Genomic DNA, 22,126 nt, shown 5'->3' on the forward strand with positions numbered 1-22,126 from the left:
TGCGTATTTCTAGGCATGTGCCCGAATCGCGGCACCCGACTGTGGAGACAGGCTTGTCCGCACTGAACCGCTTTCTCGGCGATACGCCGCTCCGGGTGATCCTGAAGCTGCTTGTGGTGTCGTTCCTCGTCGGGCTGGTCATGAATGCCTTCGGCTGGTCGCCGATGGATGTGCTTTATGGCATTCGCAAATTCTTCATCGACCTGTGGAATTTGGGCTTCCACGCCATCGACCGCTTTCTCGACTACATCCTGCTCGGTGCCGCGATCGTCGTGCCGGCCTTCGTCCTGCTCAGGATCGCTAATTACCGGAAGTGAATTTTCAGGCGTAGCCCGCCGCCACCTCGAACAGGATGGCGTGCCGTGCAGCAAGTGCTGCGACATCCGTCGAATAGCCGCCGCCGATAACGCCACATACCGGTATGCCAAGCGTGCGGAAATGGCGGATCACCATATCGTCGCGGGCGCGCAGCCCGTCATCCGTGAGCGACAACCTGCCGAGCCGGTCCTCGACATGGACATCGACGCCGGCATTGTAGAAGATGAGGTCCCAGCGCCTTCGCGCCGACAACTCCGGCAGGATGGCGTCCAGCCGCTCCAGATAGGCTGCATCGCCGGCGCCGTCGGGCAGGGCGACATCGAGATCGGAGGCGATCTTGCGCGCGGGGTAGTTGCGGTCGCCATGCATGGAGAAGGTAAACACGCGCGGCTCGTCGTTCAGGATATCCGCCGTGCCGTCGCCCTGATGCACGTCGAGGTCGACGACGAGGATGTTTTGGACAGCAGCTTCGGCGAGCAGCACCAGCGCGGCAACGGCTACGTCGTTGAAGGTGCAGAAGCCGGCGCCTTGCGCGCGCCGTGCATGATGGCTGCCGCCGGCGGTGTTGCAGGCGGTGCCGTTCAGCAACGCCAGCCGCGCTGCCAGCACCGTGCCGGCCGTTGCGAGCTGCGCCCTCAGCGAAACCCGCTGTCCAATAGGGAAACCGATCTCGCGCTCGATTCTCACCGGCACTTCGCAGGCAAGCACCTGGTCGACATAGTCTGCCGCGTGGGCAAGCTTCAGCCATGATGGCCGTGCCGCCTCCGGCATGTTGAGCGCTTCGGGCTGCGCCAGGCCGCGTGCCCGCAAGGTATCCATCAGCAGCGGATATTTGCTCATCGGGAAGCGGTGGTTGACGGCGAAGCCGGCGTCGTAGTCGGGATGATGAACGATCTGCAAGGGCATGGGACGGGCGGTGCGCCAGAGGCGGGTTTCGGTTGACCATAGCGGCGTGGATGGTTGCGCGAGGTCCGCAAACTGGGGCACATCGGCTGGCCGATCAAGCCGCAACAGGAAGCAACACGCGTTTGGAGCAGGCTTTACCCACCGAAGTCCACGCCTCCGAAGCCAGGGCCTTCGTCGTCACCAACCGCTCGGTGCTCGCCATCGCCGTGCCGATGACGCTTGCCTATCTGACGACGCCGTTGCTCGGAATTGTCGACACGGCGGTGGTTGGGCAGTTCGGCGACGCCGCCCTTCTCGGCGGCCTTGCGGCCGGCGCCCTGATCTTCGACGTCGTTTTCACGACCTTCAACTTCCTGCGCTCCGGCACCACCGGCCTCGTCGCCCAGGCCTTCGGGCGCGGCGATGCGCTGGAGGAGCAGGCGGTGTTCTGGCGCGCCGTGCTGATCGCGGTCGTCGCCGGCGTCGTGCTTGCCGCGCTTGCGCCGCTGGTCTCCACCGCCGGGCAATGGTTCATAGGCGCCGAACCGCGCGTCAGCGCGGCGATGGACGTCTATATCCGCATCAGGATGCTCGCAGCACCGTTCTCGCTGATCAATTACGCCATCCTCGGTTACGTGCTTGGGCGCGGCGAGGGCGGGCTCGGGCTGATGCTGCAGTTGATACTGAACGGCATCAACATCGCCCTCTGCTTCCTGCTTGGCCTGGAGCTCGGCTGGGGCGTTGCCGGCGTTGCCTGGGCAACGGTCACCGGCGAATTCGTCGCCATGCTGCTTGGTCTCGCCATTGTCGGCCGGCGCTTTTGGGCGGCGCCCAGGCTGCCGCGCCACCGCGTCCTCGATCTGCCGGCATTCCTGCGCATGATGTCGCTCAATCGCGATATCATGATCCGCTCCTTTTCGCTGCTCGCCGCCTTCGCGCTGTTCACGCGCCAGGGCGCACAATTCGGCACTCTGACGCTGGCCGCCAACGCCGTGCTGATGAACCTCTTCCTGGTTGCCGGCTATTTCCTCGATGGTTTCGCCACCGCTGCTGAACAGCTCGCCGGGCGCGCCATCGGCGCCCGTGCCGCCACGGCGTTTGACCAGGCGGTGCGGCTGACGCTGCTTTGGGGGCTCGGGCTGGCGGGCGCGGCGACACTCTTCTTCTTGCTGGAGGGCACGGATCTGATCGCCCTTATCACGACCGCGACAGACGTCCGCGCCATCGCCGATATCTACCTGCCCTGGGCGGCGTTCACCGCGCTCAGCGGCGTGCTGGCTTTCGAGATGGATGGTGTTTTCATCGGCGCGACATGGTCGCGCGACATGCGCAACATGATGCTGTTGTCGTTCCTGTCGTTCAGCGCCGCGCTGCTGATTCTGGCGCCGGCCTTCGGCAATCACGGCTTGTGGGCGGCGTTGCATGTCTTCCTGCTGGTACGCGGCTTCAGCCTGCTCGCCATATTGCGGCTGCGGGTGCGCACAGCCTTTAACTGATCGCTAAAGCGGTTTCGCCGCCCAGTGATCGAGGCGGCTGTCGCGAAGCTCGCGCAGCGACTTCAGCCGTTGACTGTCCACGAAACGGGCCATGCCGGAAAGAATGCGCCCCGGCAGCGCAGGCCCGGCATAGATCATGCCGGTATAGAGCTGCACGAGATCGGCGCCGGCACGGATCTTTTCCAGCGCCGTCTCGGCGGAATCGACGCCGCCGACGCCGATGATAGTGGGATCCGGGCCAAGCAGTTTTCGCATCCTTGCCAGCACGATAGTCGAGCGCTCGAACAAGGGTTTCCCCGAAAGCCCGCCGGTCTCGCCGGCAAGGCCGGCGCTGCTCAGGCCGGCTCGCGCGATCGTTGTGTTGGAGACGATGACGCCGTCCATTTGCTTGTCGCTGATCTCGGCAGCGATGTCCTCAAGCTCGGCCTCGACCAGATCCGGCGCGATCTTGAGGAACACGGGCGGTTTTGCCGGTGCCGCCGCACGCGCGGCCATGACCCGCGACAGGAGCTCGCCAAGCTGTTCGCGCGCCTGCATGTTGCGCAGGCCCGGCGTGTTCGGCGAGGAGATATTGATTGTCAGATAGCCGGCGTATCGCGCGAACCGGATCACGCCGCGCTCATAATCACTGACGCGGTCGGCGCTGTCCTTGTTGGCGCCGATGTTGATGCCGACGATGCCGGGGCGGCCTTTTCGGGCGGCAAGACGCTTCTCTGCGGCGGCGTGGCCTTCATTGTTGAAGCCCAGCCGGTTGATCACTGCCCCGTCCGAAGGCAGCCGGAAGATGCGCGGCTTCGGATTGCCCGTCTGCGGCAGCGGCGTGATCGTGCCGACCTCGGCGAAGCCGAAGCCGAGGCCGAGCAGCGCGTCCGGCACTTCGGCATTCTTGTCGTAACCCGCGGCCATGCCGAGCGGGTTCGGGAAATCGAGCCCGCAACGGCTGACCTTTAACCTGTTGTCCTGCGGCGGACGACCGGCGACCGGCAGCCCGCATCTCAGCGCGGCAATCGACAGCCCATGCGCGGTTTCCGGATCGAGCGTGAACAGCAGTTTCTGGCCGATCCGGTCGAACGCGCTCATTCGGCCTCCAGCGCCGGGAATTCATGCCGGCCGTCAGCGCCGAGCGGCAATGCCTGCACCGAAACGACCGCATCGAGGCCGAGCCCGCCATAGAGATGCGGGAACAGGGCGCCGCCGCGCGAGACCTCATATTTCAGCGCATCGCCGAGGCGCGCGCTATCGACGGCGACCAGCAGCAACCGGCTTTGGCCGGCGAAATGTTTGGCCGCCGTTTCCCGAACCTGCCCGGCGGTAGAAAAATGGATGAAGCCGTCGGCGACGTCGATCGGCGCGCCGGTGAAGCCGCCTTCTCTTTCAGCCTCGCGCCACAGCGCCTCGGGAACTATCTTGTAGATGATCTCGGACATGGTTGCGCTATAGTCCGAACCGACCACGCGGGGAAGGGCAGGCCCGTGTTCTTCCCCATTTCAGGTTCATCCCCATTTCAGGCGCAAACTGTGATAGATTGCGCTGACTGGCTCATGGAGGAAAACATGCGTCTGAAACACGTCTTGATCCCCGCAGCACTGGTGTCGCTTGTCGCGGCGTCGGCCTTTTCCGAGGAAGCCGATCGCTACCGGTTGGAGAAATCGGCCAATGGCTATGTCCGCATGGATACGCAAACCGGCGCCATGTCGCTCTGCGAGGAACGCTCCGGCCAACTCGTCTGCAAGACGGCGGCCGACGAACGTGCCGCCCTACAAGATGAGGTCGACCGGCTGCAAAATTCGGTGAAGGCGCTCGACGAACGCGTCGCCAAGCTCGAAAATTCGCTTGCCGCGCGTTTCGAATCGACTTTGCCCAGCGAGGAGGATTTCAACAAGACGATGGGCTACATGGAGCGCTTCCTGCGCAGCTTCATGGACATCGTCAAGGACATGGACAAGGACGAAGACAGCGCCAAGCCCAATTCGCAAAAGACCTAGGCAATTCGCAAAAAGACCTGGGGCGGGAATAGCAAGCCGCCCACCCGAACAGCAGGCGTAGTGTTATGATCGTTCAGATCCTGCAAGGCGGAAAATCGCCAACGGGATTCGGGGAGGGATATCACCGTTGGGCTACACATTCGTCATTGCCGATGATCACCCGCTTTTTCGCGGTGCATTGAGGGAGGCTCTCGCGGGCATCGGAGACGTTGCCGCCATTCATGAGGCCGGCGATTTCGAAAGCGCCAAGGCGCTGGTCCTGGCCAATGAGGATGTCGATCTGGTGCTGCTCGATCTCTCGATGCCGGGGGCAAGCGGTCTTTCCGGCCTGATTTCGCTGCGCGGCATCCATCCGGCGGTGCCGATGATGGTGGTCTCGGCGCATGACGATCCGGTGACGATCCGGCGCGCGCTCGATCTCGGCGCCTCCGGCTTCATCTCCAAATCGGCCAGCATGGAGGAGATCCGCAATGCGGTGCAGTCGGTGCTCGCAGGTGATATCGCGGCACCCGCCGGGGTCGATCTCGGTGTCGAGCGCGATCCCGAGATTTCCGACCTGATCAAGCGGCTGCAGGCGCTGACCCCACAGCAGACGCGCGTGCTCGGCATGCTGGCTGAGGGACTGCTCAACAAGCAGATCGCCTATGAGCTCGGGGTCTCCGAAGCAACGATCAAAGCGCATGTCTCGGCTATCCTGCAGAAGCTCGGCGTCGACAGCCGCACCCAGGCGGTCATCCTTTTGTCCAAAATCGGCAGCGACCCGCTGCAGACGGCCGGCTGACTCCTATTCGGCCGCCGGCGCCAGCGGCCTGACCCTGGCCATCATCGAGCGCAGCATCGCCGGTTTCAGTGGTTTGCTGATCATCGGCACGTCGAGCCTGCCGGCAGCGGCGCGAACCTCGCTGGAGCGGTCGGCGGTGACCAGCACGGCCGGCAGGTCCTCGCCATGGATCGCACGCAACTGGGCGATCAATTCGAGGCCGGTCCTGTTGTCGAGATGATAGTCGGCAAGCACGATGTCCGGCCGATGCACGCCGGACCTCTCGAGATCCTCCGCGCCGGAAAGCGTGTCGACGCTGCAGCCCCAGCCCTCGAGCAGCAGCCGCATGCCGTCGAGGATGCGGGCGTCGTTGTCGATGCAGAGCACATGGAGCCCGGCAAGCGAGGCCGCGGCACGGGCAGGCGGCTTCGCCTCGGCCTCGCGCCGCGGTGCCTGCACGGCCACCACCGGCAGCAACACGGAAAAGCGTGTGCCCTTGCCTGGGTTGGAGAAGATCCGGATTTCGAGGCGCAGGACGCGGGCGATGCGGTCGACAATGGAGAGCCCAAGGCCGAGGCCTTCCGCCTCGCGTGCGCCCTCGTCGAGCCGGGTGAATTCGCGAAACACGGTGTTCAGCTGGTCGCCGGCAATGCCGATGCCGGTGTCGATAACCTGGATCTCGGCCAGTTCGCCGCGCCGCCGCGCGCCGACCAGGATGCGGCCACGGCGCGTATACTTGATGGCGTTGGAAACCAGGTTCTGGATCAGCCGGCGCAGCAGATTGCGGTCCGTCATGACGCTGAGCGACGACGGCATGATCGAGAGTTCGAGCTTCTTTTCGGCGGCAAGCGGCCGGAAGTCGTTGCCGATCTGGCGCAGCAGTCCGTCGAGGCCGAAGCTCGTATCGTCCGGCTTCATCGCGCCGGCATCGAGGCGCGAAATGTCGAGCACCGCGCCGAGGATGGTCTCGACCGATTCCAGCGACGATTCGATGTTCATCGCCGCCTTGCCGGCAGGTCCCTTGCCGGTCTTCTCGATCAGCGACGAGCAATAGAGGCGGGCGGCGTTCAGCGGCTGCAGGATGTCGTGGCCGGCGGCAGCGAGGAAGCGGGTCTTGCCGAGATTGGCCTCCTCGGCCAGCATCTGCGCCTGCGCCAGCTCCTCGTTGACGCGGGTGAGCTCGGCGGTGCGGCTCTTCACCCGCTGTTCCAAGGATTCGTTGGCGCGCTTAAGCGCCAGATCCTGCTCGACACGTCCAGAAATGTCGGCGTAGGTGGCGACGATGCCGCCGTCCGGCATCGGATTGGAGCGCAATTCCAGGATGCGCCCGCTTGTCTTCAGCTCCATCTGCCATGGGCTGACGAAGCTGGTCAGGCGGTTGAGCATGGTGACGCGCTGGTCTGCCGGTATGTCACCGCGCTCGGCAAGGTGGCGCAGGATACGATCGAGTGAGACGCCGACCTGGCCCATCTCGTCGGGCAGGTCGAACAGCGCCCGGTACTGGCGGTTCCAGCAAATCAACCGGAAATCGCGGTCGAAGACAGTGATGCCCTGTTCCATCTGGTCGAGTGCGATCTGCAGCAGATCGCGATTGTGCTGCAGCGCCTCGGTGGCGTCGTCGAGCAGGCGGAAGGCGTCCTTGGATTCGCGGTCGTTGCGGCGCAGCAGCAGCGACAGGATCAGCCGCGCCGAGGATGAGCCGACGGCACTGGCCAGAAGCTGCTCGGAGAAGCGGATGACATCCATGCTGGCCTGTTCGTTGCCGAGCAGTGAAGTGCCGCTGCTCTTTTCGAACGACTGAAAGGACCGCTCGGTCCGTTCGACACCGAGATAGCGCGCGATCGTGTCCTTGAGGTCGTTGACGGTAATGGTGGTGCGGAAGCGGCGCAGGCTGGGCAGCGGACTCGCTTCGCGCGGCACGAAGATCGACGCCTGGATGCGTTCCAGCGGCACAGAGGCGCGCGACAGCGAGCCGAACATAAAAAAGAGCGTGTTGATCGACAGGCTCCACAGCACGCCATGGTTCAGCGGCTCGGCGACGGTGCCGAAAAGAGCCTGCGGCCGCAATGCATCGAAGCCGAACAGGCCGTGGACGAGGATGCCGGTATCGGGCGCGATGAGCGAGGGAAGCAGCAGCGTATAGCTCCAGACGACGATGCCGGCGACCATGCCAAGCGCGGCACCCCTTCCGTTGGCGCCGCGCCAGACCAGGCCGCCGATCATTGCCGGCGCGAACTGCGCGATTGCGGCGAACGACATCAGGCCGATCGAGGACAGCCGCGCGCTATTGGTGCTCTCGCGGTAGTAGAGAAAGGCGATGAACAGCATGATGAAGATCGCCGCCCGCCGTACATTGAGGATGAGCGTCGACCAGTCCTCGTTCTCGGAGGTCGTGGTCCGCAGCAATCGCCTCACGAACAGCGGAATGACCAGGTCGTTGGAGATCATGATCGACAGCGCGACGCTTTCGACGATCACCATTGCGGTCGCCGCCGACAGCCCGCCGATGAAGGCGGCCATGGCCAGCACGTCGTGGCCGCTGAACAGCGGCAGCGACAGCACGTAAAGGTCGCTGCTGGTCTTGGGGCCGACCAGTTCCAGGCCGGCCAATGCGATCGGCAGCACGAACAGGTTGATTGCCACCAGATAGAGCGGAAACACCCATGTCGCGGTGCGCAGCTCGGCCTCGCTGCGGTTTTCGACGATGGTGACGTAGAACTGGCGCGGCAGCATGAGGATGGCAAAGCCGCTCAGGCATGTCAGCACCAGCCAGGTAGCGAGCGAGGTGTTGTAGCCCATCGCCTGGCGCACCTTCGTGTTTTCGGCGAGCTGGTCGAACATATCGCCTGGCCCGCCGAAGATCAGGAACGTGACCATCAGGCCGATCGCCAGGAAGGCGGCGAGCTTGACCACGGTCTCGACCGCCACAGCCAGCACCAGCCCGTCCTGGTGCTCGGTGGCATCGGCATGGCGCGTGCCGAACAGCACCGCAAACAGCGCCAGCAGCATGGCCACGACCAGCGAGATGTCACTGACGAACGGATCGAACGACGGCGGCGAGCCGGTATAGTGCTCGACCATCAGGCTGACCGAGCCGGAGATGGCCTTCAATTGCAGCGCGATATACGGCACGGCGCCGATGGTCGCGATCAGTGTGGCGATCGCCGCGACAGCGAAGCTCTTGCCGTAGCGGGCACCGAGAAAGTCGGCGATCGAGGTGATCTTCTCGGTCTTGGCCAGCCTGACGATGCGCTGCAGCAGCGGAAAGCCGAACACGAACACCAGCACCGGTCCGATATAGATGCCGAGGAACTCGAGGCCGCGCTCGGAGGACAGGCCGACCGAGCCGAAGAAGGTCCAGGAGGTGCAGTAGATGGCGAGGCTGAGCGCATAGATAAAGGGCCGGGCGCGGCCAGGCCCGGATGAAGTCGAGCGCCGGTCGCCCAGGCTGGCGATGGCAAACAGCAACGTCACATAGGCGATCGCGATGATGACGATGAACCAGCCCTGCACGGCTCGAACTTCCTCCCTGCGCCGATTTTTTCATCCGGCCTTGCAGACGCAATCACAGCTTGGCCACCGAGTCCATCGCGGCTTTCGGCGCATTATGGCCGCGGCTTCGCGCAATCCAGGCCGGGGAAACACGTCTTTGCGCCTGTCGCAACCGCAGGTTTTTGCTATTCTGCCCGCCGGTCGATGCCGAGGCGTGGACGGCAGCACGGCCGGTCAGGACAAGGAGGGTCGAATGCTGAAAGAATTTCAGGAATTCATTTCCAGGGGCAATGTGATGGACCTGGCCGTCGCCGTCATCATTGGCGCTGCCTTCGGCAAGATCGTCACCTCGCTGGTCGACGACATCATCATGCCGGTCATCGGGGCGATTTTGGGCGGATTGGACTTCAACAACTACTTTCTGCCCTTGTCCTCGGCCGTTAACGCCACATCGCTGGCTGAGGCAAAGAAACAGGGCGCGGTCTTCGCCTATGGCAGCTTCATCACCGTGGCACTGAACTTCCTTATCCTCGCCTTCATCATCTTCCTGATGGTCAAGGCGGTGAACAATCTGCGCCAGCGGCTGGAGCGCGAGAAACCGGCCGCCCCGGCCGCTCCGCCGCCGGCCGACGTCGCCCTCCTCACCGAAATTCGCGATCTCCTCGCCAGGAAATAGTTCGAAGACAGATTCCCTGGACCAAAACCCCGGTCGATTTCGGCTGGGGTTTTCTATTTTCGCCTGTCGTAAAACACGCTAGCTGTCCAAAAGACGAAAACGGATCTATCCATGACCTTGATCGATACCCTGCGCGCCGAGGCTCGGGCGGCGCCTGAAAGCGGCATTGTCGCCGTCATGAACCGCGGCCGCGGCCGCGACGGCATGATCCCGCTCTGGGCCGGCGAGGGCGACCTGCCGACGCCTGCCTTCATCACCGATGCAGCCGCCAAGGCACTCGCCGGCGGCGAGACCTTCTACACCTGGCAGCGGGGCATTCCCGAACTCAGGCAGGCGCTCGCCCGCTACTACACCAGGCATTTCGGCAAGACTTTCGCCAACGAGGAATTCATCGTCACCGGCTCCGGCATGCACGCCATCCAGATGGCCATCGATGCGGTGGCCGGCAAGGGCGACGAACTCGTCTACCTGTCGCCGGCATGGCCGAACTTCGCCGCCGCCGCCGGCGTCGCGGGCGCTGTTCCAGTCGCGGTCACGCTCGACCAGTCGGGCAATGGCTGGTCCTGCGATGTCGACAAGATCGCCGCGGCGATCACGCCGCGGACCAAGGCGCTGTTCGTCAACACGCCGTCCAACCCGACCGGCTGGACCGCCGACAAGGAGACGCTGCAGGCGATCCTCGACCTTGCTCGTGAAAGGGGCCTGTGGATCATCGCCGACGAGATCTACTCGCTGTTTCATTACGGCCATGGCCGCGCGCCGTCCTTCATCGACATCATGGCCGATGAGGATCGCATCCTGTTCGTCAATTCCTTTTCCAAGAACTGGGCGATGACCGGCTGGCGCATCGGCTGGATCAAGATCCATCCCGCCTTGCAGCAGGTGTTCGAGAACCTCGTCCAGTATTCGACGTCCGGCGTTGCGCAGTTCATGCAGCGCGGCGCCGTCGTTGCCCTCGATGAGGGCGACGCCTTCATCGTCGAGCAGGTGGAGCGGGCGAGGGCGGCGCGCGACCTGGTGTGCGGCATTCTCGCCGAAACCGGCAGGGCGCGGTTCACCGTGCCGCAGGGCGCATTCTATCTGTTCTTCGCGGTCGACGGCATCTCCGATTCCCGCGCTGCCGCCTTCGACATGGTCGACCGCGCCAATGTCGGCCTGGCTCCCGGCACCGCCTTCGGCCCCGGCGGCGAAGCCTTCCTCAGGCTGTGCTTCCACCGCCGCCTCGACCAGCTCGAGGAAGCCGCACACCGGCTGGCGAAATGGATGAAGAGTGTGTGAGCTGCCTCGAAGCCCGAGTTGAAACTCGCTCCGGCGAGTCAGCTGGCGTGGGTTTCGAGAACCGGAGCGCAGCGGACATTTGGGTCCGTGAGCACCGGAAGCGCAGAAAGCCGCGTCAGATGGCCGCCGGAGTAGAGTTTCAAACGGGCTTCACCCGCCCGACTTCGGCACCAGCAGTGGAATGACCCGGTCGCTCTTGGCGACCGACGGTCGGCCCGCCGAACCGTAGGGAATCCCCAACGCATCCCATGTCTCGACCAGCGCGTCCTGCAGGGACGCAATCAACGCGTCCGAATGGAACGGTGTAGGCGTGATGCGCAGCCGCTCGGTGCCGCGCGGCACTGTCGGGTAGTTGATCGGCTGGATGTAGATGCCGTGCACACCGAGCAGGCGGTCGCTGGCCATCTTGCAGAGCTCGGGATCGCCGACCAGAAGGGGCACGATGTGGGTAGGCGACTCCATCACCGGCAGGCCGGCCGCGGCCAGCACTTGCTTGGTCCGTGTCGCCTGACGCAGCTGCGCATCGCGCTCGGCCTGCGAGCGCTTGAGATGGCGGATCGAGGTGGTTGCCGCGGCAGCGATCGCCGGCGGCAACGCCGTGGTGAAGATGAAGCCCGGCGCATAGGAGCGCACCGCGTCGATCACCGCAGTGTTGCCGGCGATGTAGCCGCCAAGCGTGCCGAACGCCTTGGCCAGTGTGCCCTCGATGATGTCGATGCGGTCGGCCAGCCCTTCGCGCTCGGTGATGCCGCCGCCGCGCGGCCCGTACATGCCGACGGCGTGGACCTCGTCGACGTAGGTCATGGCGTTGTAGCGCTCGGCGAGATCGACGATCTGCTTGATCGGCGCGATGTCGCCGTCCATCGAATAGACGCTCTCGAAGACAATCAGCTTGGCGCGCTCGCGGCCGGCCGTCTGCAGCAGGCTTTCGAGATGCGCGACGTCGTTATGGCGGAAGATCTTCTTCTCGGCGCCCGAGCGCCGCACGCCCTCGATCATCGAAGCGTGGTTGAGCTCGTCCGAGATGATCAGGCAATTGGGAAGCAGCTTTGCAATGGTCGAGATCGACGCCTCGTTGGAAACGAAGCCGGAGGTGAAAACCAGTGCCGCTTCCTTGTCGTGCAGGTCGGCCAGCTCCAGTTCGAGCTCGACCAGCGGGTTGCTGGTGCCGGAGATGTTACGGGTGCCGCCGGCCCCCGACCCCATCTTGCCTGCCGCCTTCTGGAACGCGGCAATGACGTCGGGATGCTGGCCCATGCCGAGATAGTCGTTGGAGCACCAGACGGTGATTTCCTCGGCGCGGCCATTGGCGCGCCAGATGGCGCGCGGGAATTTCCCGACGATACGCTCAAGGTCGGCGAAGACGCGGTAGCGACGCTCCGCATGGAGCTGGTCGATCGCTTCCTCGAAAAACCGCTGGTAATTCATGTCGCCTTCCCAGTTTTGCGCGGGATCATAGTCATTGGCCCATTCGTCGTCCACCTGGCCTTTTTGGTCAAAATGCCACGCCCCGAGCCTGTTCCTAACGACCACGGAACGTGGCCTATTCCCTTGATGTGGATCAATCTTGTTTCAGGACAATGCCACGCGCCGATGAGACTGGTTACCGCAGGTTTTAATGGCCTGGCGGCAGATTTTCCAGTACGGCGACGATTGAGACAGTTCCGACAAATCATGAATAGCGAGGGATGCGGATGACGGTTTTGGTGACAGGCGGTGCCGGCTATATCGGTAGCCATATGGTCTGGGAATTGCTGGACACGGGTGACAGCGTCGTCGTCCTCGACCGGCTTTCCACCGGCTTTGAATGGGCGGTGGCCCCGGAAGCAAAGCTCGTCGTCGGCGACGTCGCCGACAGGGAACTGGTCGCCTCGATCATTCGCGGCAATAAGGTCGACGCAATCATCCATTTCGCCGGCTCGATCGTGGTCCCCGAATCGGTCGCCGACCCGCTTGCCTATTACGAGAACAACACCTGCAAGACGCGCACCTTGATCGAGACCGCGGTGCGCGAAGGCGTGCCCAATTTCATCTTTTCCTCGACCGCCGCCGTCTATGGCGGCGCCGGCCTGGAGCCGGTGCGCGAGGATGCCCGGCTTGCGCCGGAATCGCCCTATGGCCTGTCCAAGCTGATGAGCGAATGGATGCTGCGCGACGCGGCAATTGCCCATGGGTTGCGCTATACGGCGCTGCGCTATTTCAACGTCGCCGGCGCCGATCCGAAGGGACGCACCGGCCAGTCGACGCCCGGTGCCACGCATCTGATCAAGGTCGCTTGCGAGACGGCGCTCGGCAAGCGCCCCTTCATGCAGGTGTTCGGCACCGACTATCCGACGCCGGACGGCACCTGCATGCGCGACTATATCCACGTCAGCGACCTGGCGGCGGCGCATCGGCTGGCGCTTCAGCGGCTGCGTGCCGGCGGATCGAGCCTGGTCGCCAATTGTGGTTACAGCCACGGCTATTCGGTGCTCGAGGTCATCGACAGCGTCCGCCGCGTCTTCGGCCATGATTTCGACGTGCGAATGGGCGATCGCCGCGCCGGCGACGCCGCCGCGGTCGTCGCCAATTCGGAGCTGGCGCGCGGCGAGCTCGGCTGGACCCCGCAGCGCGACAACCTTGACCAGATCGTTGCCGATGCGCTTGCCTGGGAGCGCATTCTGACCAGCAAGAATTCGGCTCTGGGGTAAAGTGGGCTCTCCGCAAAGGTTGGTTCAGCGCGCTGGGGGCGGAATGAAAATCCTGGTGCTTGGGGCCGGCGTCGTCGGTACGGCGGCGGCCTTTTATCTGGCCAGCGACGGCCATGAGGTGACGGTGATCGAGCGCCATCCGGCGGCGGCACGCGGCACCAGCCGGTCGAATGCCGGCCTGGTGTCGCCCGGGGATGCCACCGCCTGGGCCTCGCCAGCCGCGCTGAAGACGTTCCTGCGCGGCCTCTACAACCACGATCTCGGCATCAAGGTGCGGCTGCGCTTCGATCCGTATTTTTTCGCCTGGAGCCTGCGCTTCCTGCGCCAGTGCACGCATAAGCGCATGCGCGCCAACACCGACGTCAAGCTGCGTCTGGCGCTCTATTCGCGCGACTGCATCAACGCCGTCTCCGCCGAAACTGGCATCCACTATGACGAGCGCAAGAAAGGCATTCTGTATTTCTTCCGCTCGCAGCAGAGCTTCGATACCGGCACCGACAATTATCGCTATCTCGGCGAACACGGCCTGCCGATCGAGATCGTCGGCCGCGACCGGCTGGTCGAGCTCGAGCCCGGCCTTGCCGGCGCCAAGGACAAGATAGCCGGCGGCGTCTATTCGCCGATCGACCAGACCGGCGACTCCAGCCAATTCACGCAGCGCCTCGCTGCCTATGCTGCCGAGAAACTCGGCGTCCAATTCCTCTACGGCACCACGGTCGAAGGCCTCGACATCGACGGCGACCGGGTGCGCGCCGTGATGACCTCGGCCGGCCCGGTGGCCGGTGACGCGGTGGTCATTTCCATGGGGCCGGAGAGCGGTCTGCTCGGCCGCCGCTACGGCATCGATCTGCCCGTCTATCCCGTGAAGGGCTATACCGTGACTGTTCCGCTGGAAGATGAAAACAAGGGGCCGATCATGGGTGGCGCCGACGAGGACCGGCTGATCGGCTATTCCAGGCTGGGAAATCGGCTGCGGATGTCCTCGACGGCGGAGTTCACCGGGTTCGACCGCACGTTCAAGCCACGCGATTTCAACTCGATCCTGAACACCGGCAAGGACCTGTTCCCCGGCGCTTTCGACGAGAGCAAGGCTGAGCTCTGGGCTGGACTTCGCCCGATGATGCCGAACTCCGTGCCGGTCATCGGACGGGCGCGGTACGACAATCTCTACCTCGACACCGGCCACGGCCATCTCGGCTGGACCATGGCCTGCGGTTCGGGAAAATTCCTTGCTGACGTGGTCGCCGGCCGCAAGCCGGAGATCGATCCGCAAGGATTGCTCTACGTGGGCTAGGCATCTCCGGACATCAGGGCGCCATGAGCTCGGCGGTCAGGCTCGTTCGTCGACCGCCGAACGCCAGGAGCGCACGTAACTGGTCCAGAGTGGATCGGCCGACGGTTCGGTCCTTTCGCCTCTGCCTTGCGGTGTCCCCTGGTCCGACGCCAGCAAGGCGGCGCCGATGCTGGTGCCTGTCGCAGCCTCGGAGGCAATGACGGCGCGCGCCGCCGCCGCAGCCAGCATGCGGGTGAACAGCCGGTTGCGGGCGAAGGGTCCTTCGACGATGGTGGGACCGTCCGCGCCGATCAGGTCGAGGCAGGTCGCGGTCATCAGCGCCAGGTAGAACGAGATGGCGACAAAGCGCTGGCCGACGCTCATACCGTCCGCGTTAAGCCATGATGCGGTATGATGCGGAAACGGCCCCGAACCCTGTTGGGTCGAGGGCAATAGGGACGTCTTGCGCGCTAGCACCGTGGCAACATCGTCTTCCGTCCAGTTCTCCGATTGGCCCTCGGTCAGCACGGAAAACTCGCGGCCACCCATGAAGCGCGCCGAGGGCACGGGATCGCCGAGCGCGTTGACATTGACCAGCGTATCGCGTGCCGGGTCGAGCGCGATCTTGTTGCCGCCGACTGCCATCGACACCACCCAGGTGCCGGTCGAGACCACGGAGAAAGGCGGTCTGTCGGACAGGAGATGCGGCAGCAGCGAGGCGTTGGAATCGTGCAGGCCGCAAAACACCGGCGTTTGCGGGTCGAGGCCGGTTTGCCGCGCGAGAGCGGGCAGGATCGGGCCCAAGCGGTCCTTGGCCTGCCGCACCGGCGCCATTAGCCGGCGCCATTGCAGCCGGTCGACCAGCGACGAAAAATCCGCTTTCCACGGGTTCCACAGATCGGTGTGGCAGCCGAGCGAAGTCACCTCGCTGGCGGCGACGCCGGTCAGGCGCAAGGCCCAGTATTGCGGATACATCAGGATCGCGGCGGTTCTGGCGAAATCCGCCGGAAAGCGCTTCTGCTGCCAGAACAGCTGCGCGCCGAGATTGAGGCCGGCCGGCAGGCGCGGCGTGCCGGTCTCGGAGAACGCCGGACGGATCGTGTCATAGTCCCCGGCAAGGGCATCCGGCCCGTCGAATTCGTAGTCGAGCACCGGCAGCGCCAGTTCGCCTGATGCGTCGACCAGCACGCCCGTAGCGCCATGGGTGGTGATCGATATCGCATCGATGCGCTGCTCGCGATCGATCTCGGCCAGGCTGCCAAGGATAAACGCCCATAACCGCTCGACGTCATGGTGCGGGTACGGGCCTTGCCGAACCGGCTCGTTCACCATCCTGCGCAGCGCGACTTCGCTTGCCGCGGCAAGATCGACCAGCGCCACCTTGGCGTTGGTCTTGCCGATATCGATGACGGCGACGTGGCGGGTCATTCCATATGGAACATTGTTTCCAGCGGCACCGCCACCGGCTCGTTGTTCGGCTTGGTCTCCATGATGTCCGCCATCTCGGCCCACCAACGCTGCATCACCGGATGCTTCGGCAATTCGTCCATGCCATGGTCGTCACGGCGCCACAGCACGCCGAACAAGGTGTTGGTCTCTTCGTCGAGATGGATCGAGTAATCGGAGATACCGGCCTGCTTGAGCAGCGCGACCAGCGACGGCCAGATGTCGTCGTGGCGCCTCTTGTATTCGGCCTTCATGCCCGGATTGAGCTTCATCTTGAACGCGTATTTCTCCGGCATCAGGCAAAGCGCTCCCGCCGTACTCGCCGCCACAGGATCGGCAGCGCGATGACGATGATCAGCAGCAGGCCGATGAAGATCGACATAACGATCCCCGGCACGTTGAGCAGGCCGAGGCCGAAGGTCACCAGTCCCATGATGAAGGCGGCCAGCACCACACCCAGAATGCTGCCGGCGCCGCCCAGGATGCTGACGCCGCCGAGCACCACCATGGTGATGACTTCCAGCTCGTAGCCCTGTGCGATGGACGGCCGGGTCGAGCCGAGCCGCGATGTGATCAGCACCGAGGCGATGCCCGCCATCAGGCCGGTCAGGCAAAACAGGATGAATTTGATACGGCCGACGCGTACGCCGGAAAACTGCGCCGCGACCGGGTTGTTGCCGATGGCAAAGACCCGGCGGCCGAAGCTCGTCCGGTGCAGAAGGAACCAGTAGACGACTGCCGCGATCAGGAAAAGCGTCAGTTCGAACGACACCACCCACCAGACATAGCCCTGGCCGAAGAAGGCGAAGCTCGCGGGATAGCCCTTGTAGGCCTGGTCGCCCAGGATGATGAAGGCAATGCCGCGAAACAGGCTCATCGTGCCGATGGTGACGACGATCGACGGCAAGCCGAGCCTGGTGACGAGCAGTCCGTTGAAGGCGCCGCAGCCGAGCCCGACGACGAGGCCGATTGCCACCAGTTCAGGCATGCCGGCGCCGGCCTGCACCGCCATGCCCATCATTGTTGACGCCAGCGCGATGATGGCGGCCACCGACAGGTCGATTTCGCCGGAGATGATCAGCAGCGCCATGGCCAGCGCGATCAGCGCCTTTTCCGTGAAGTTGAAGGTCAGGTCCGACAGCGACCACGCGTCGAGGAAATAGGGCGAGGCAAAGCTGTTGACGGCAAAGATGGCAACCGCCACGACGACCAGCAGCGCCTCCCATGAGAAGATCGCCGACGTCAGCGGCTTGTCGAGCCGGTCGGGAATATGGCGTGGGGCAGGGGTGTCGGTCATGCCGCTTCCGCCTTCTTGAGGATGATGCGGCCTTGCCGGCGTTCGCCGCGCGCGTTGAGCACCACGGCCAGGATGATGGCGCTGCCTGAAATCGCCATCTGCCAGAACGGTGAGATGTTGATCACCGGCAGCGCGTTGGAGATGATGCCGAGGAACAGCGCGCCGAGCACCGCGCCGCCGACCGAACCGATGCCGCCGGCAATCGAAATGCCGCCGATGACGCAGGCGGCGATGATATTGAGCTCATAGCCGTTAGCGACCTCGACCGAGGCGATGACGTAGCGCGAGATCCACAGATAGCCGCAGAGGCCGCCGATCATCCCCGAGATGCAGAAGACGATGAATTTCGTCCGGCCGACATCGATGCCGGCATAGACCGATGCTGTCGGGTTGACGCCAATGGCATAGATCGAGCGGCCGAGCGCGGTGCGAGTCATCACGAGGAAGAACAGTGCAATAACCAGCAGGGCGATCCACGACAGTACCGGAATGCCGAGGAAAGCCGCGCGCTGCAACCCGATGAAATCAGCGCTCATCTGGTCGGCGTTGACCCAGGCGCCGCCTGAAATGACGAACGTGGCGCCGCGGTAGATGGTGAGGGTGCCGAGCGTTACCACGATCGAGGGAATGTTCAGCCGCCATACCAGCAGGCCGTTGATGGCGCCGAGCACCAGGCCGACCAGAAGTGCGATGACGATCAGCAGCGGGATCGGGATCGCCGGATGCGCGGCGTTCAGCATTGCCACCACCATGCCGGTGAAGCAGAGATTTGAAGCCATCGACAGATCGATCGAGCGGGTCAGGATGACGACCATCTGGCCGAGCGCCAGGATCATCAGGATCGACGTGTCGTTGAACACCTGGCGCAGGTTGGCCGGATCGGCAAAACCTGGAAACCGCGTGGAGATCAGCCCGATCAGCACGACGATTGCCGCCAGCAGCCAGACCTCGCGGCATTTGAGAAGAGCCTTCATGCCGCGATCCCCGCTGCCGTCCTGACCAAGGTTTCGGCGTCGAGCCCTTTATTGTCATAGACCGCGGCAATGCGGCCCTCGCGCATAACGACGACGCGGTCCGACATGCCGAGGATTTCCGGCAATTCGGACGACACCATGATCACCGACAGGCCTTGCGCGACGAGCTCGGCCATGAAGCCGTGCACGGCCGCCTTCGAGCCGATGTCGATGCCCTTGGTCGGCTCGTCCAGGATGATCACCTTGGGCGCGGTCGCCAGCCATTTGGCGATGACGATCTTCTGCTGGTTGCCGCCCGACAGCGTGCCGACGTCCTGGCTGAGCGAGGAGGCGCGCAGATCGAGCCGCTCGGTATAGGAGCGGGCCAGCGCGAACTCTTCGGCCAGCCGCAATATGCCGGATTTGGATGTCCGTTTGAGCGAGGGCAGCGAGACATTCTGGAAGATCGGCAGGCCGATCACCACGCCTTGCTTGCCGCGCTCCTCCGGCACATAGACGATGCCGGCGTAGATCGAATCCGCCGCCGATTTCGGCGCGATTGCCTTACCCTCCAGCGTGATCGTGCCGCCGCTGGTGCGGGTGATGCCTGATATCGCCTGCATCACCTCGCTGCGCCCGGCGCCGACAAGGCCGTAGAAGCCGAGGATTTCGCCCCTGTGCAGCTCGAAGCCTATGTCGTCGAACTCGGTCGGGTGCGACAGGCCGGAGACGGCCAGCACCGGCGCGCCGATCTCGGCCTTGCGCTGCGGAAAGATGTGATCGACCGAGCGGCCGACCATCATGCGCACGATCTGGCTCTGGCCGGCGTCCTTGATCAGGCCTTCGCCGACCATCTCGCCGTCGCGGAACACGGTATAGCGGTCGGCGATGCGGTAGATCTCATCGAATTTGTGGCTGATGAACAGGATCGCCTTGCCGTCGCTCTTGAGGAATTCGATCAGCAGGAAAAGCTCTTCGATCTCCTTCATCGAAAGCGCTGCCGTCGGCTCGTCCATGATGACGATCCGCGCGTCGATGGACATGGCGCGGGCAACCGCGACTAGGTGCTTGTTGGCAATGCCGAGATCCTTCAGCCTGGCGTCGGCGTCGATATGGCCGGCGCCCATCGTGTCGAGCACCTCGCGGGCATTCTTGCGCATGGTGCGCCAGTCGATGGTTTTGAAACGCGTGCGCGGCGCATGGCCGAGGAAGATGTTTTCGGCCACCGTCAGGTCGTCGAACAGCACGGTTTCCTGGTGGATGGCGGTGATGCCATGCCCGAACGCGGCGTGGGCGCTGGGCAGTGTGACCGGCTGGCCGTCGATGCTGATCGTGCCAGCATCCGGCTGGTAGATGCCGGTCATGATCTTGACCAGCGTCGACTTGCCGGCACCGTTTTCGCCGATCAGCGCGGTTACCTGGCCGGGATAGAGCGACAGGCCGACATTGTGCAGCGCCCGCACGCCGGGAAAGCTTTTCGAGATGCCGGACAGCGTCAGGCGCGGTCCGGATGACAAAGGCGCTTCATTTGCCACTTCGTGCTGGGCTGTCGTGTCCATAATCGTATCAAGCCCTGTAGCAAGGTTCGTTTGAAAGCGCGGCGGAACCTGAGCTCCGCCGCACCGTTTCGAAGGTTCCAGGATCAATAGATCTTGGAGAACTTTTCGATGTTCGACTTGTCGAACTGGAAGGGCGGAGCCATCGCAGCCGAGTTGGTGTCGTCGAGCGTGACCTTGCCGACGCGGCCGATCGACAGCGTAGCACCGGGCTTGGCCTCTTCCTTCTTCACCGCCAGGTCGTGGGCGAGGTAGACGGCGGAGTAGCCGAGATCGATCGGGTTCCACAGCGCAACCGCCTGGCTGGCGCCATTGTCGATGAACTTCTTGAACTCCGACGGCAGCGCCAGGCCGGTGACGTTGACCTTGCCGATCAGGCCTTCATCGGTCACCACCTGCGCGGCGGCAACGACGCCGACGGTGGTCGGTGCGATGATCGCCTTGAGGTTCGGATAGGACTTCAGCAGGCCCTTGGCTTCGTCCGTGCTCTTGGCCGAGTCGTCGTCGCCATAGACGGTGGCGACGAGCTTGATCTTGGGGAACTTCTCCGGCAGCACCTTCTTGGCCGCGTCGATCCAGGCATTCTGGTTGGTCGCGGTCGAAGAAGCCGACAGGATGGCGACATCGCCGCCTTCCGGCAGGTAGTCGGCGGCCAGCTTGATGATGGTCTCACCGATCAGGTTGGTATCGGAGGGGTTGAGGTGAAGCTGGCGTCCTTCCGGCGCGACGCCTGAATCCCATGAGATGACGGTAATGCCGCGCTGCATCGCCTTCTTCAGCACTGGCACCAGCGCGTCGGCGTCGTTCGCCGAAATGGCGATGGCATTGACCTTCTGCGCGATCAGCGAATTGACCACTTCGATCTGCGCTTCGGCGGTCGCCTTGGTCGGGCCGGTGTAGATGATGTCGACATCGCCGAGCTCCTTGGCCGCCTCTTCGGCGCCCTTGTTGGCGGCGTCGAAGAAGCCGTTGCCGAGCGACTTCACCACCAGCGCGATCTTGACGTTTTCGGCGTAGGCGGCATTCACGAACATGGCGGCGGAGAACGCCGCCGTAACCATCAATTTCTTCAGAAAGCTCATCGAATATCCTCCCTTGAGCGTTGCATTCCATCGCCGCTGCGGGCGTGAGTGGTTCTCAGGCCTGCAGCGAAGATTCTTCCTTGTTGGTTGCCGTTGTGCGGGCGATGATCAGCGTCACGCCGGCGGTCTCCAGCATCTTGGCTTCGCGATCCTCGATGGCGTCGTCGGTGATCACCGTGGCGATGCGCGACAGGCCGCACAGGATCAGGCTCGAGCGTTTGCGGAACTTCGAGGAATCGACCAGCACCACCAATTCGTCTGCCTGGTCGATCAGTTTCTGCTCGGCCTGGATCAGCAGCGGGTCGCCTTCCATAAGACCGAGCGGCCCCAGCCCTTGCGCGCCCATGAACATGCGGCGCGCGTAGAAATTGCGCGTCACGTCATTGTCGAACGGCGACAGGATGATGTTCTGCTCGCGGTAGATGGTGCCGCCCGACAGCATCACCGTGTTCTTGGAGTGCCTGAGCAAGTGCTCCGCGATCGGGAAGGAATTGGTGAAGATCGGCATGCGGCGGCCGGTCAGGAAATGCACCATCTGGAAGGTGGTGGTGCCGCCATTGATGATGATCGGCTCGCCGTCCTTGCACAGATCCACGGCTTCCCGCGCGATTGCCCGCTTCTGCGAAGCGTTGATGGTCTCGTTGACGGAAAAGGGCCGGCCGGCAAGGCCGATGAACTGCGGCGGCGAAAGCGCCTCGGCGCCGCCGCGCACCCGGCGCAGCCGTTTTTGCACATGCAATGCCGCGATGTCGCGCCGGATCGTCGCCTCCGACGACTCCGTCAGGTCGACCATCTCCTGCACCGTCACCACAGGCTTTTCCTGGACGGCGGACAGAATGATCCTGTGGCGCTCTTTCTCGTGCATGGTTCCTCCCTGCCGGAGCATCTAGTCACCCAAAGCGCGCAGTGTCAATCATTTCCGATCAGATAATTTCATTG

20 protein-coding genes are annotated in these 22,126 nt (G+C 63.9%); 8 read left to right on the top strand and 12 right to left on the bottom strand.

The features are described from left to right. Nucleotides 1-53 precede the first annotated feature (53 nt). Nucleotides 54-317 carry a DUF6460 domain-containing protein gene (locus NKJ20_RS13300; RefSeq protein WP_352744491.1) on the top strand — a complete coding sequence of 88 codons (264 nt, stop codon included), beginning with the start codon at nucleotides 54-56 and terminating at the stop codon, nucleotides 315-317. A gap of 4 nt (nucleotides 318-321) precedes the next feature. Here the strand turns inward: NKJ20_RS13300 and NKJ20_RS13305 are convergent, their stop codons facing one another. Continuing rightward, on the bottom strand, nucleotides 322-1,224 hold the full coding sequence (locus NKJ20_RS13305) for a histone deacetylase family protein (RefSeq protein ID WP_352744493.1): 903 nt from the start codon (nucleotides 1,222-1,224) through the stop codon (nucleotides 322-324). A gap of 50 nt (nucleotides 1,225-1,274) precedes the next feature. Here NKJ20_RS13305 and NKJ20_RS13310 point away from each other — a divergent pair, with 50 nt between their 5' ends. Beyond that, a complete protein-coding gene (locus tag NKJ20_RS13310) occupies nucleotides 1,275-2,699 on the top strand; it encodes an MATE family efflux transporter (RefSeq protein ID WP_352744537.1) in 1,425 nt (474 codons plus the stop codon). Between the two features lie 3 nt (nucleotides 2,700-2,702). On the opposite strand, the gene NKJ20_RS13315 is transcribed toward NKJ20_RS13310, so the two are convergent. Together NKJ20_RS13315 and NKJ20_RS13320 are read right to left on the bottom strand one after the other, a co-directional pair. After that, nucleotides 2,703-3,779, bottom strand: coding sequence for a quinone-dependent dihydroorotate dehydrogenase (locus NKJ20_RS13315; protein WP_352744495.1), 1,077 nt, complete (start codon nucleotides 3,777-3,779; stop codon nucleotides 2,703-2,705). Then, nucleotides 3,776-4,126, bottom strand: a complete 351-nt coding sequence (locus NKJ20_RS13320) for a DUF952 domain-containing protein (RefSeq protein ID WP_023677366.1) — start codon at nucleotides 4,124-4,126, stop codon at nucleotides 3,776-3,778. Before NKJ20_RS13320 ends, NKJ20_RS13315 begins: the two co-directional genes overlap by 4 nt. A gap of 126 nt (nucleotides 4,127-4,252) precedes the next feature. On the opposite strand from NKJ20_RS13320, the gene NKJ20_RS13325 reads away from it, so the two are divergent. Together NKJ20_RS13325 and NKJ20_RS13330 are read left to right on the top strand one after the other, a co-directional pair. Beyond that, a complete protein-coding gene (locus NKJ20_RS13325) occupies nucleotides 4,253-4,684 on the top strand; it encodes a hypothetical protein (RefSeq protein ID WP_352448652.1) in 432 nt (143 codons plus the stop codon). A gap of 118 nt (nucleotides 4,685-4,802) precedes the next feature. Further along, nucleotides 4,803-5,465 carry a response regulator gene (locus tag NKJ20_RS13330; RefSeq protein WP_473556440.1) on the top strand — a complete coding sequence of 221 codons (663 nt, stop codon included), beginning with the start codon at nucleotides 4,803-4,805 and terminating at the stop codon, nucleotides 5,463-5,465. Nucleotides 5,466-5,468: 3 nt separating this feature from the next. On the opposite strand, the gene NKJ20_RS13335 is transcribed toward NKJ20_RS13330, so the two are convergent. After that, nucleotides 5,469-8,957 (bottom strand): PAS domain-containing hybrid sensor histidine kinase/response regulator, encoded by a 3,489-nt coding sequence (locus tag NKJ20_RS13335; protein ID WP_352744498.1) that lies wholly within the window; start codon nucleotides 8,955-8,957, stop codon nucleotides 5,469-5,471. Nucleotides 8,958-9,189: 232 nt separating this feature from the next. On the opposite strand from NKJ20_RS13335, the gene mscL reads away from it, so the two are divergent. Both mscL and NKJ20_RS13345 read left to right on the top strand, forming a co-directional pair. Continuing rightward, nucleotides 9,190-9,612 carry a large conductance mechanosensitive channel protein MscL gene (gene mscL / locus NKJ20_RS13340; protein WP_023677369.1) on the top strand — a complete coding sequence of 141 codons (423 nt, stop codon included), beginning with the start codon at nucleotides 9,190-9,192 and terminating at the stop codon, nucleotides 9,610-9,612. A gap of 111 nt (nucleotides 9,613-9,723) precedes the next feature. Continuing rightward, complete coding sequence (locus tag NKJ20_RS13345; RefSeq protein ID WP_352744501.1) at nucleotides 9,724-10,890, top strand: pyridoxal phosphate-dependent aminotransferase; 1,167 nt, start codon at nucleotides 9,724-9,726, stop codon at nucleotides 10,888-10,890. Nucleotides 10,891-11,040: 150 nt separating this feature from the next. On the opposite strand, the gene hemA is transcribed toward NKJ20_RS13345, so the two are convergent. Continuing rightward, nucleotides 11,041-12,318 carry a 5-aminolevulinate synthase gene (gene hemA, locus NKJ20_RS13350; protein WP_352744540.1) on the bottom strand — a complete coding sequence of 426 codons (1,278 nt, stop codon included), beginning with the start codon at nucleotides 12,316-12,318 and terminating at the stop codon, nucleotides 11,041-11,043. Between the two features lie 266 nt (nucleotides 12,319-12,584). Here hemA and galE point away from each other — a divergent pair, with 266 nt between their 5' ends. Both galE and NKJ20_RS13360 read left to right on the top strand, forming a co-directional pair. After that, nucleotides 12,585-13,580, top strand: a complete 996-nt coding sequence (galE, locus tag NKJ20_RS13355; protein WP_352744504.1) for a UDP-glucose 4-epimerase GalE — start codon at nucleotides 12,585-12,587, stop codon at nucleotides 13,578-13,580. 43 nt (nucleotides 13,581-13,623) lie between these two features. Next, nucleotides 13,624-14,874 carry a D-amino acid dehydrogenase gene (locus NKJ20_RS13360; protein ID WP_352744507.1) on the top strand — a complete coding sequence of 417 codons (1,251 nt, stop codon included), beginning with the start codon at nucleotides 13,624-13,626 and terminating at the stop codon, nucleotides 14,872-14,874. Nucleotides 14,875-14,910: 36 nt separating this feature from the next. On the opposite strand, the gene NKJ20_RS13365 is transcribed toward NKJ20_RS13360, so the two are convergent. The 7 genes from NKJ20_RS13365 to NKJ20_RS13395 form a co-directional block, all read right to left on the bottom strand. Then, the gene (locus tag NKJ20_RS13365; protein ID WP_352448659.1) at nucleotides 14,911-16,281 is read right to left on the bottom strand and encodes an FGGY-family carbohydrate kinase; all 1,371 of its coding nucleotides are present in this window, start codon (nucleotides 16,279-16,281) and stop codon (nucleotides 14,911-14,913) included. Then, complete coding sequence (rhaM, locus tag NKJ20_RS13370) at nucleotides 16,278-16,595, bottom strand: L-rhamnose mutarotase (RefSeq protein WP_352448660.1); 318 nt, start codon at nucleotides 16,593-16,595, stop codon at nucleotides 16,278-16,280. Before rhaM ends, NKJ20_RS13365 begins: the two co-directional genes overlap by 4 nt. Further along, nucleotides 16,595-17,596, bottom strand: coding sequence for an ABC transporter permease (locus NKJ20_RS13375; RefSeq protein WP_352448661.1), 1,002 nt, complete (start codon nucleotides 17,594-17,596; stop codon nucleotides 16,595-16,597). Before NKJ20_RS13375 ends, rhaM begins: the two co-directional genes overlap by 1 nt. Further along, nucleotides 17,593-18,570 (bottom strand): ABC transporter permease, encoded by a 978-nt coding sequence (locus NKJ20_RS13380; RefSeq protein ID WP_352744510.1) that lies wholly within the window; start codon nucleotides 18,568-18,570, stop codon nucleotides 17,593-17,595. Before NKJ20_RS13380 ends, NKJ20_RS13375 begins: the two co-directional genes overlap by 4 nt. Then, nucleotides 18,567-20,108, bottom strand: a complete 1,542-nt coding sequence (locus NKJ20_RS13385; protein ID WP_352589185.1) for a sugar ABC transporter ATP-binding protein — start codon at nucleotides 20,106-20,108, stop codon at nucleotides 18,567-18,569. The genes NKJ20_RS13380 and NKJ20_RS13385 overlap by 4 nt, the downstream gene beginning before the upstream one ends. 83 nt (nucleotides 20,109-20,191) lie before the next feature. Further along, nucleotides 20,192-21,187: a rhamnose ABC transporter substrate-binding protein gene (rhaS, locus tag NKJ20_RS13390; RefSeq protein ID WP_352448664.1), complete on the bottom strand. Its 996-nt coding sequence runs from the start codon at nucleotides 21,185-21,187 to the stop codon at nucleotides 20,192-20,194. Nucleotides 21,188-21,242: 55 nt separating this feature from the next. Next, nucleotides 21,243-22,052 carry a DeoR/GlpR family DNA-binding transcription regulator gene (locus NKJ20_RS13395; protein ID WP_023677380.1) on the bottom strand — a complete coding sequence of 270 codons (810 nt, stop codon included), beginning with the start codon at nucleotides 22,050-22,052 and terminating at the stop codon, nucleotides 21,243-21,245. Nucleotides 22,053-22,126 lie beyond the last annotated feature (74 nt).

Origin of the sequence: Mesorhizobium sp. M0185 (genome assembly GCF_040322175.1) — a bacterium.
Classification (GTDB): domain Bacteria; phylum Pseudomonadota; class Alphaproteobacteria; order Rhizobiales; family Rhizobiaceae; genus Mesorhizobium.

What these genes read in the sequence shown, in the direction of transcription:
- NKJ20_RS13345 (WP_352744501.1), top strand. Translation starts at nt 9,724, where the DNA reads ATGACCTTGATCGATACCCTGCGCGCCGAGGCTCGGGCGGCGCCTGAA.
- NKJ20_RS13310 (WP_352744537.1), top strand. Translation starts at nt 1,275, where the DNA reads ATGGTTGCGCGAGGTCCGCAAACTGGGGCACATCGGCTGGCCGATCAA.
- NKJ20_RS13375 (WP_352448661.1), bottom strand. Translation starts at nt 17,596, where the DNA reads ATGACCGACACCCCTGCCCCACGCCATATTCCCGACCGGCTCGACAAG.
- NKJ20_RS13380 (WP_352744510.1), bottom strand. Translation starts at nt 18,570, where the DNA reads ATGAAGGCTCTTCTCAAATGCCGCGAGGTCTGGCTGCTGGCGGCAATC.
- hemA (WP_352744540.1), bottom strand. Translation starts at nt 12,318, where the DNA reads ATGAATTACCAGCGGTTTTTCGAGGAAGCGATCGACCAGCTCCATGCG.
- NKJ20_RS13315 (WP_352744495.1), bottom strand. Translation starts at nt 3,779, where the DNA reads ATGAGCGCGTTCGACCGGATCGGCCAGAAACTGCTGTTCACGCTCGAT.
- galE (WP_352744504.1), top strand. Translation starts at nt 12,585, where the DNA reads ATGACGGTTTTGGTGACAGGCGGTGCCGGCTATATCGGTAGCCATATG.
- NKJ20_RS13385 (WP_352589185.1), bottom strand. Translation starts at nt 20,108, where the DNA reads ATGGACACGACAGCCCAGCACGAAGTGGCAAATGAAGCGCCTTTGTCA.
- NKJ20_RS13320 (WP_023677366.1), bottom strand. Translation starts at nt 4,126, where the DNA reads ATGTCCGAGATCATCTACAAGATAGTTCCCGAGGCGCTGTGGCGCGAG.
- NKJ20_RS13325 (WP_352448652.1), top strand. Translation starts at nt 4,253, where the DNA reads ATGCGTCTGAAACACGTCTTGATCCCCGCAGCACTGGTGTCGCTTGTC.
- rhaS (WP_352448664.1), bottom strand. Translation starts at nt 21,187, where the DNA reads ATGAGCTTTCTGAAGAAATTGATGGTTACGGCGGCGTTCTCCGCCGCC.
- NKJ20_RS13360 (WP_352744507.1), top strand. Translation starts at nt 13,624, where the DNA reads ATGAAAATCCTGGTGCTTGGGGCCGGCGTCGTCGGTACGGCGGCGGCC.
- rhaM (WP_352448660.1), bottom strand. Translation starts at nt 16,595, where the DNA reads ATGCCGGAGAAATACGCGTTCAAGATGAAGCTCAATCCGGGCATGAAG.
- NKJ20_RS13395 (WP_023677380.1), bottom strand. Translation starts at nt 22,052, where the DNA reads ATGCACGAGAAAGAGCGCCACAGGATCATTCTGTCCGCCGTCCAGGAA.
- mscL (WP_023677369.1), top strand. Translation starts at nt 9,190, where the DNA reads ATGCTGAAAGAATTTCAGGAATTCATTTCCAGGGGCAATGTGATGGAC.
- NKJ20_RS13365 (WP_352448659.1), bottom strand. Translation starts at nt 16,281, where the DNA reads ATGACCCGCCACGTCGCCGTCATCGATATCGGCAAGACCAACGCCAAG.
- NKJ20_RS13305 (WP_352744493.1), bottom strand. Translation starts at nt 1,224, where the DNA reads ATGCCCTTGCAGATCGTTCATCATCCCGACTACGACGCCGGCTTCGCC.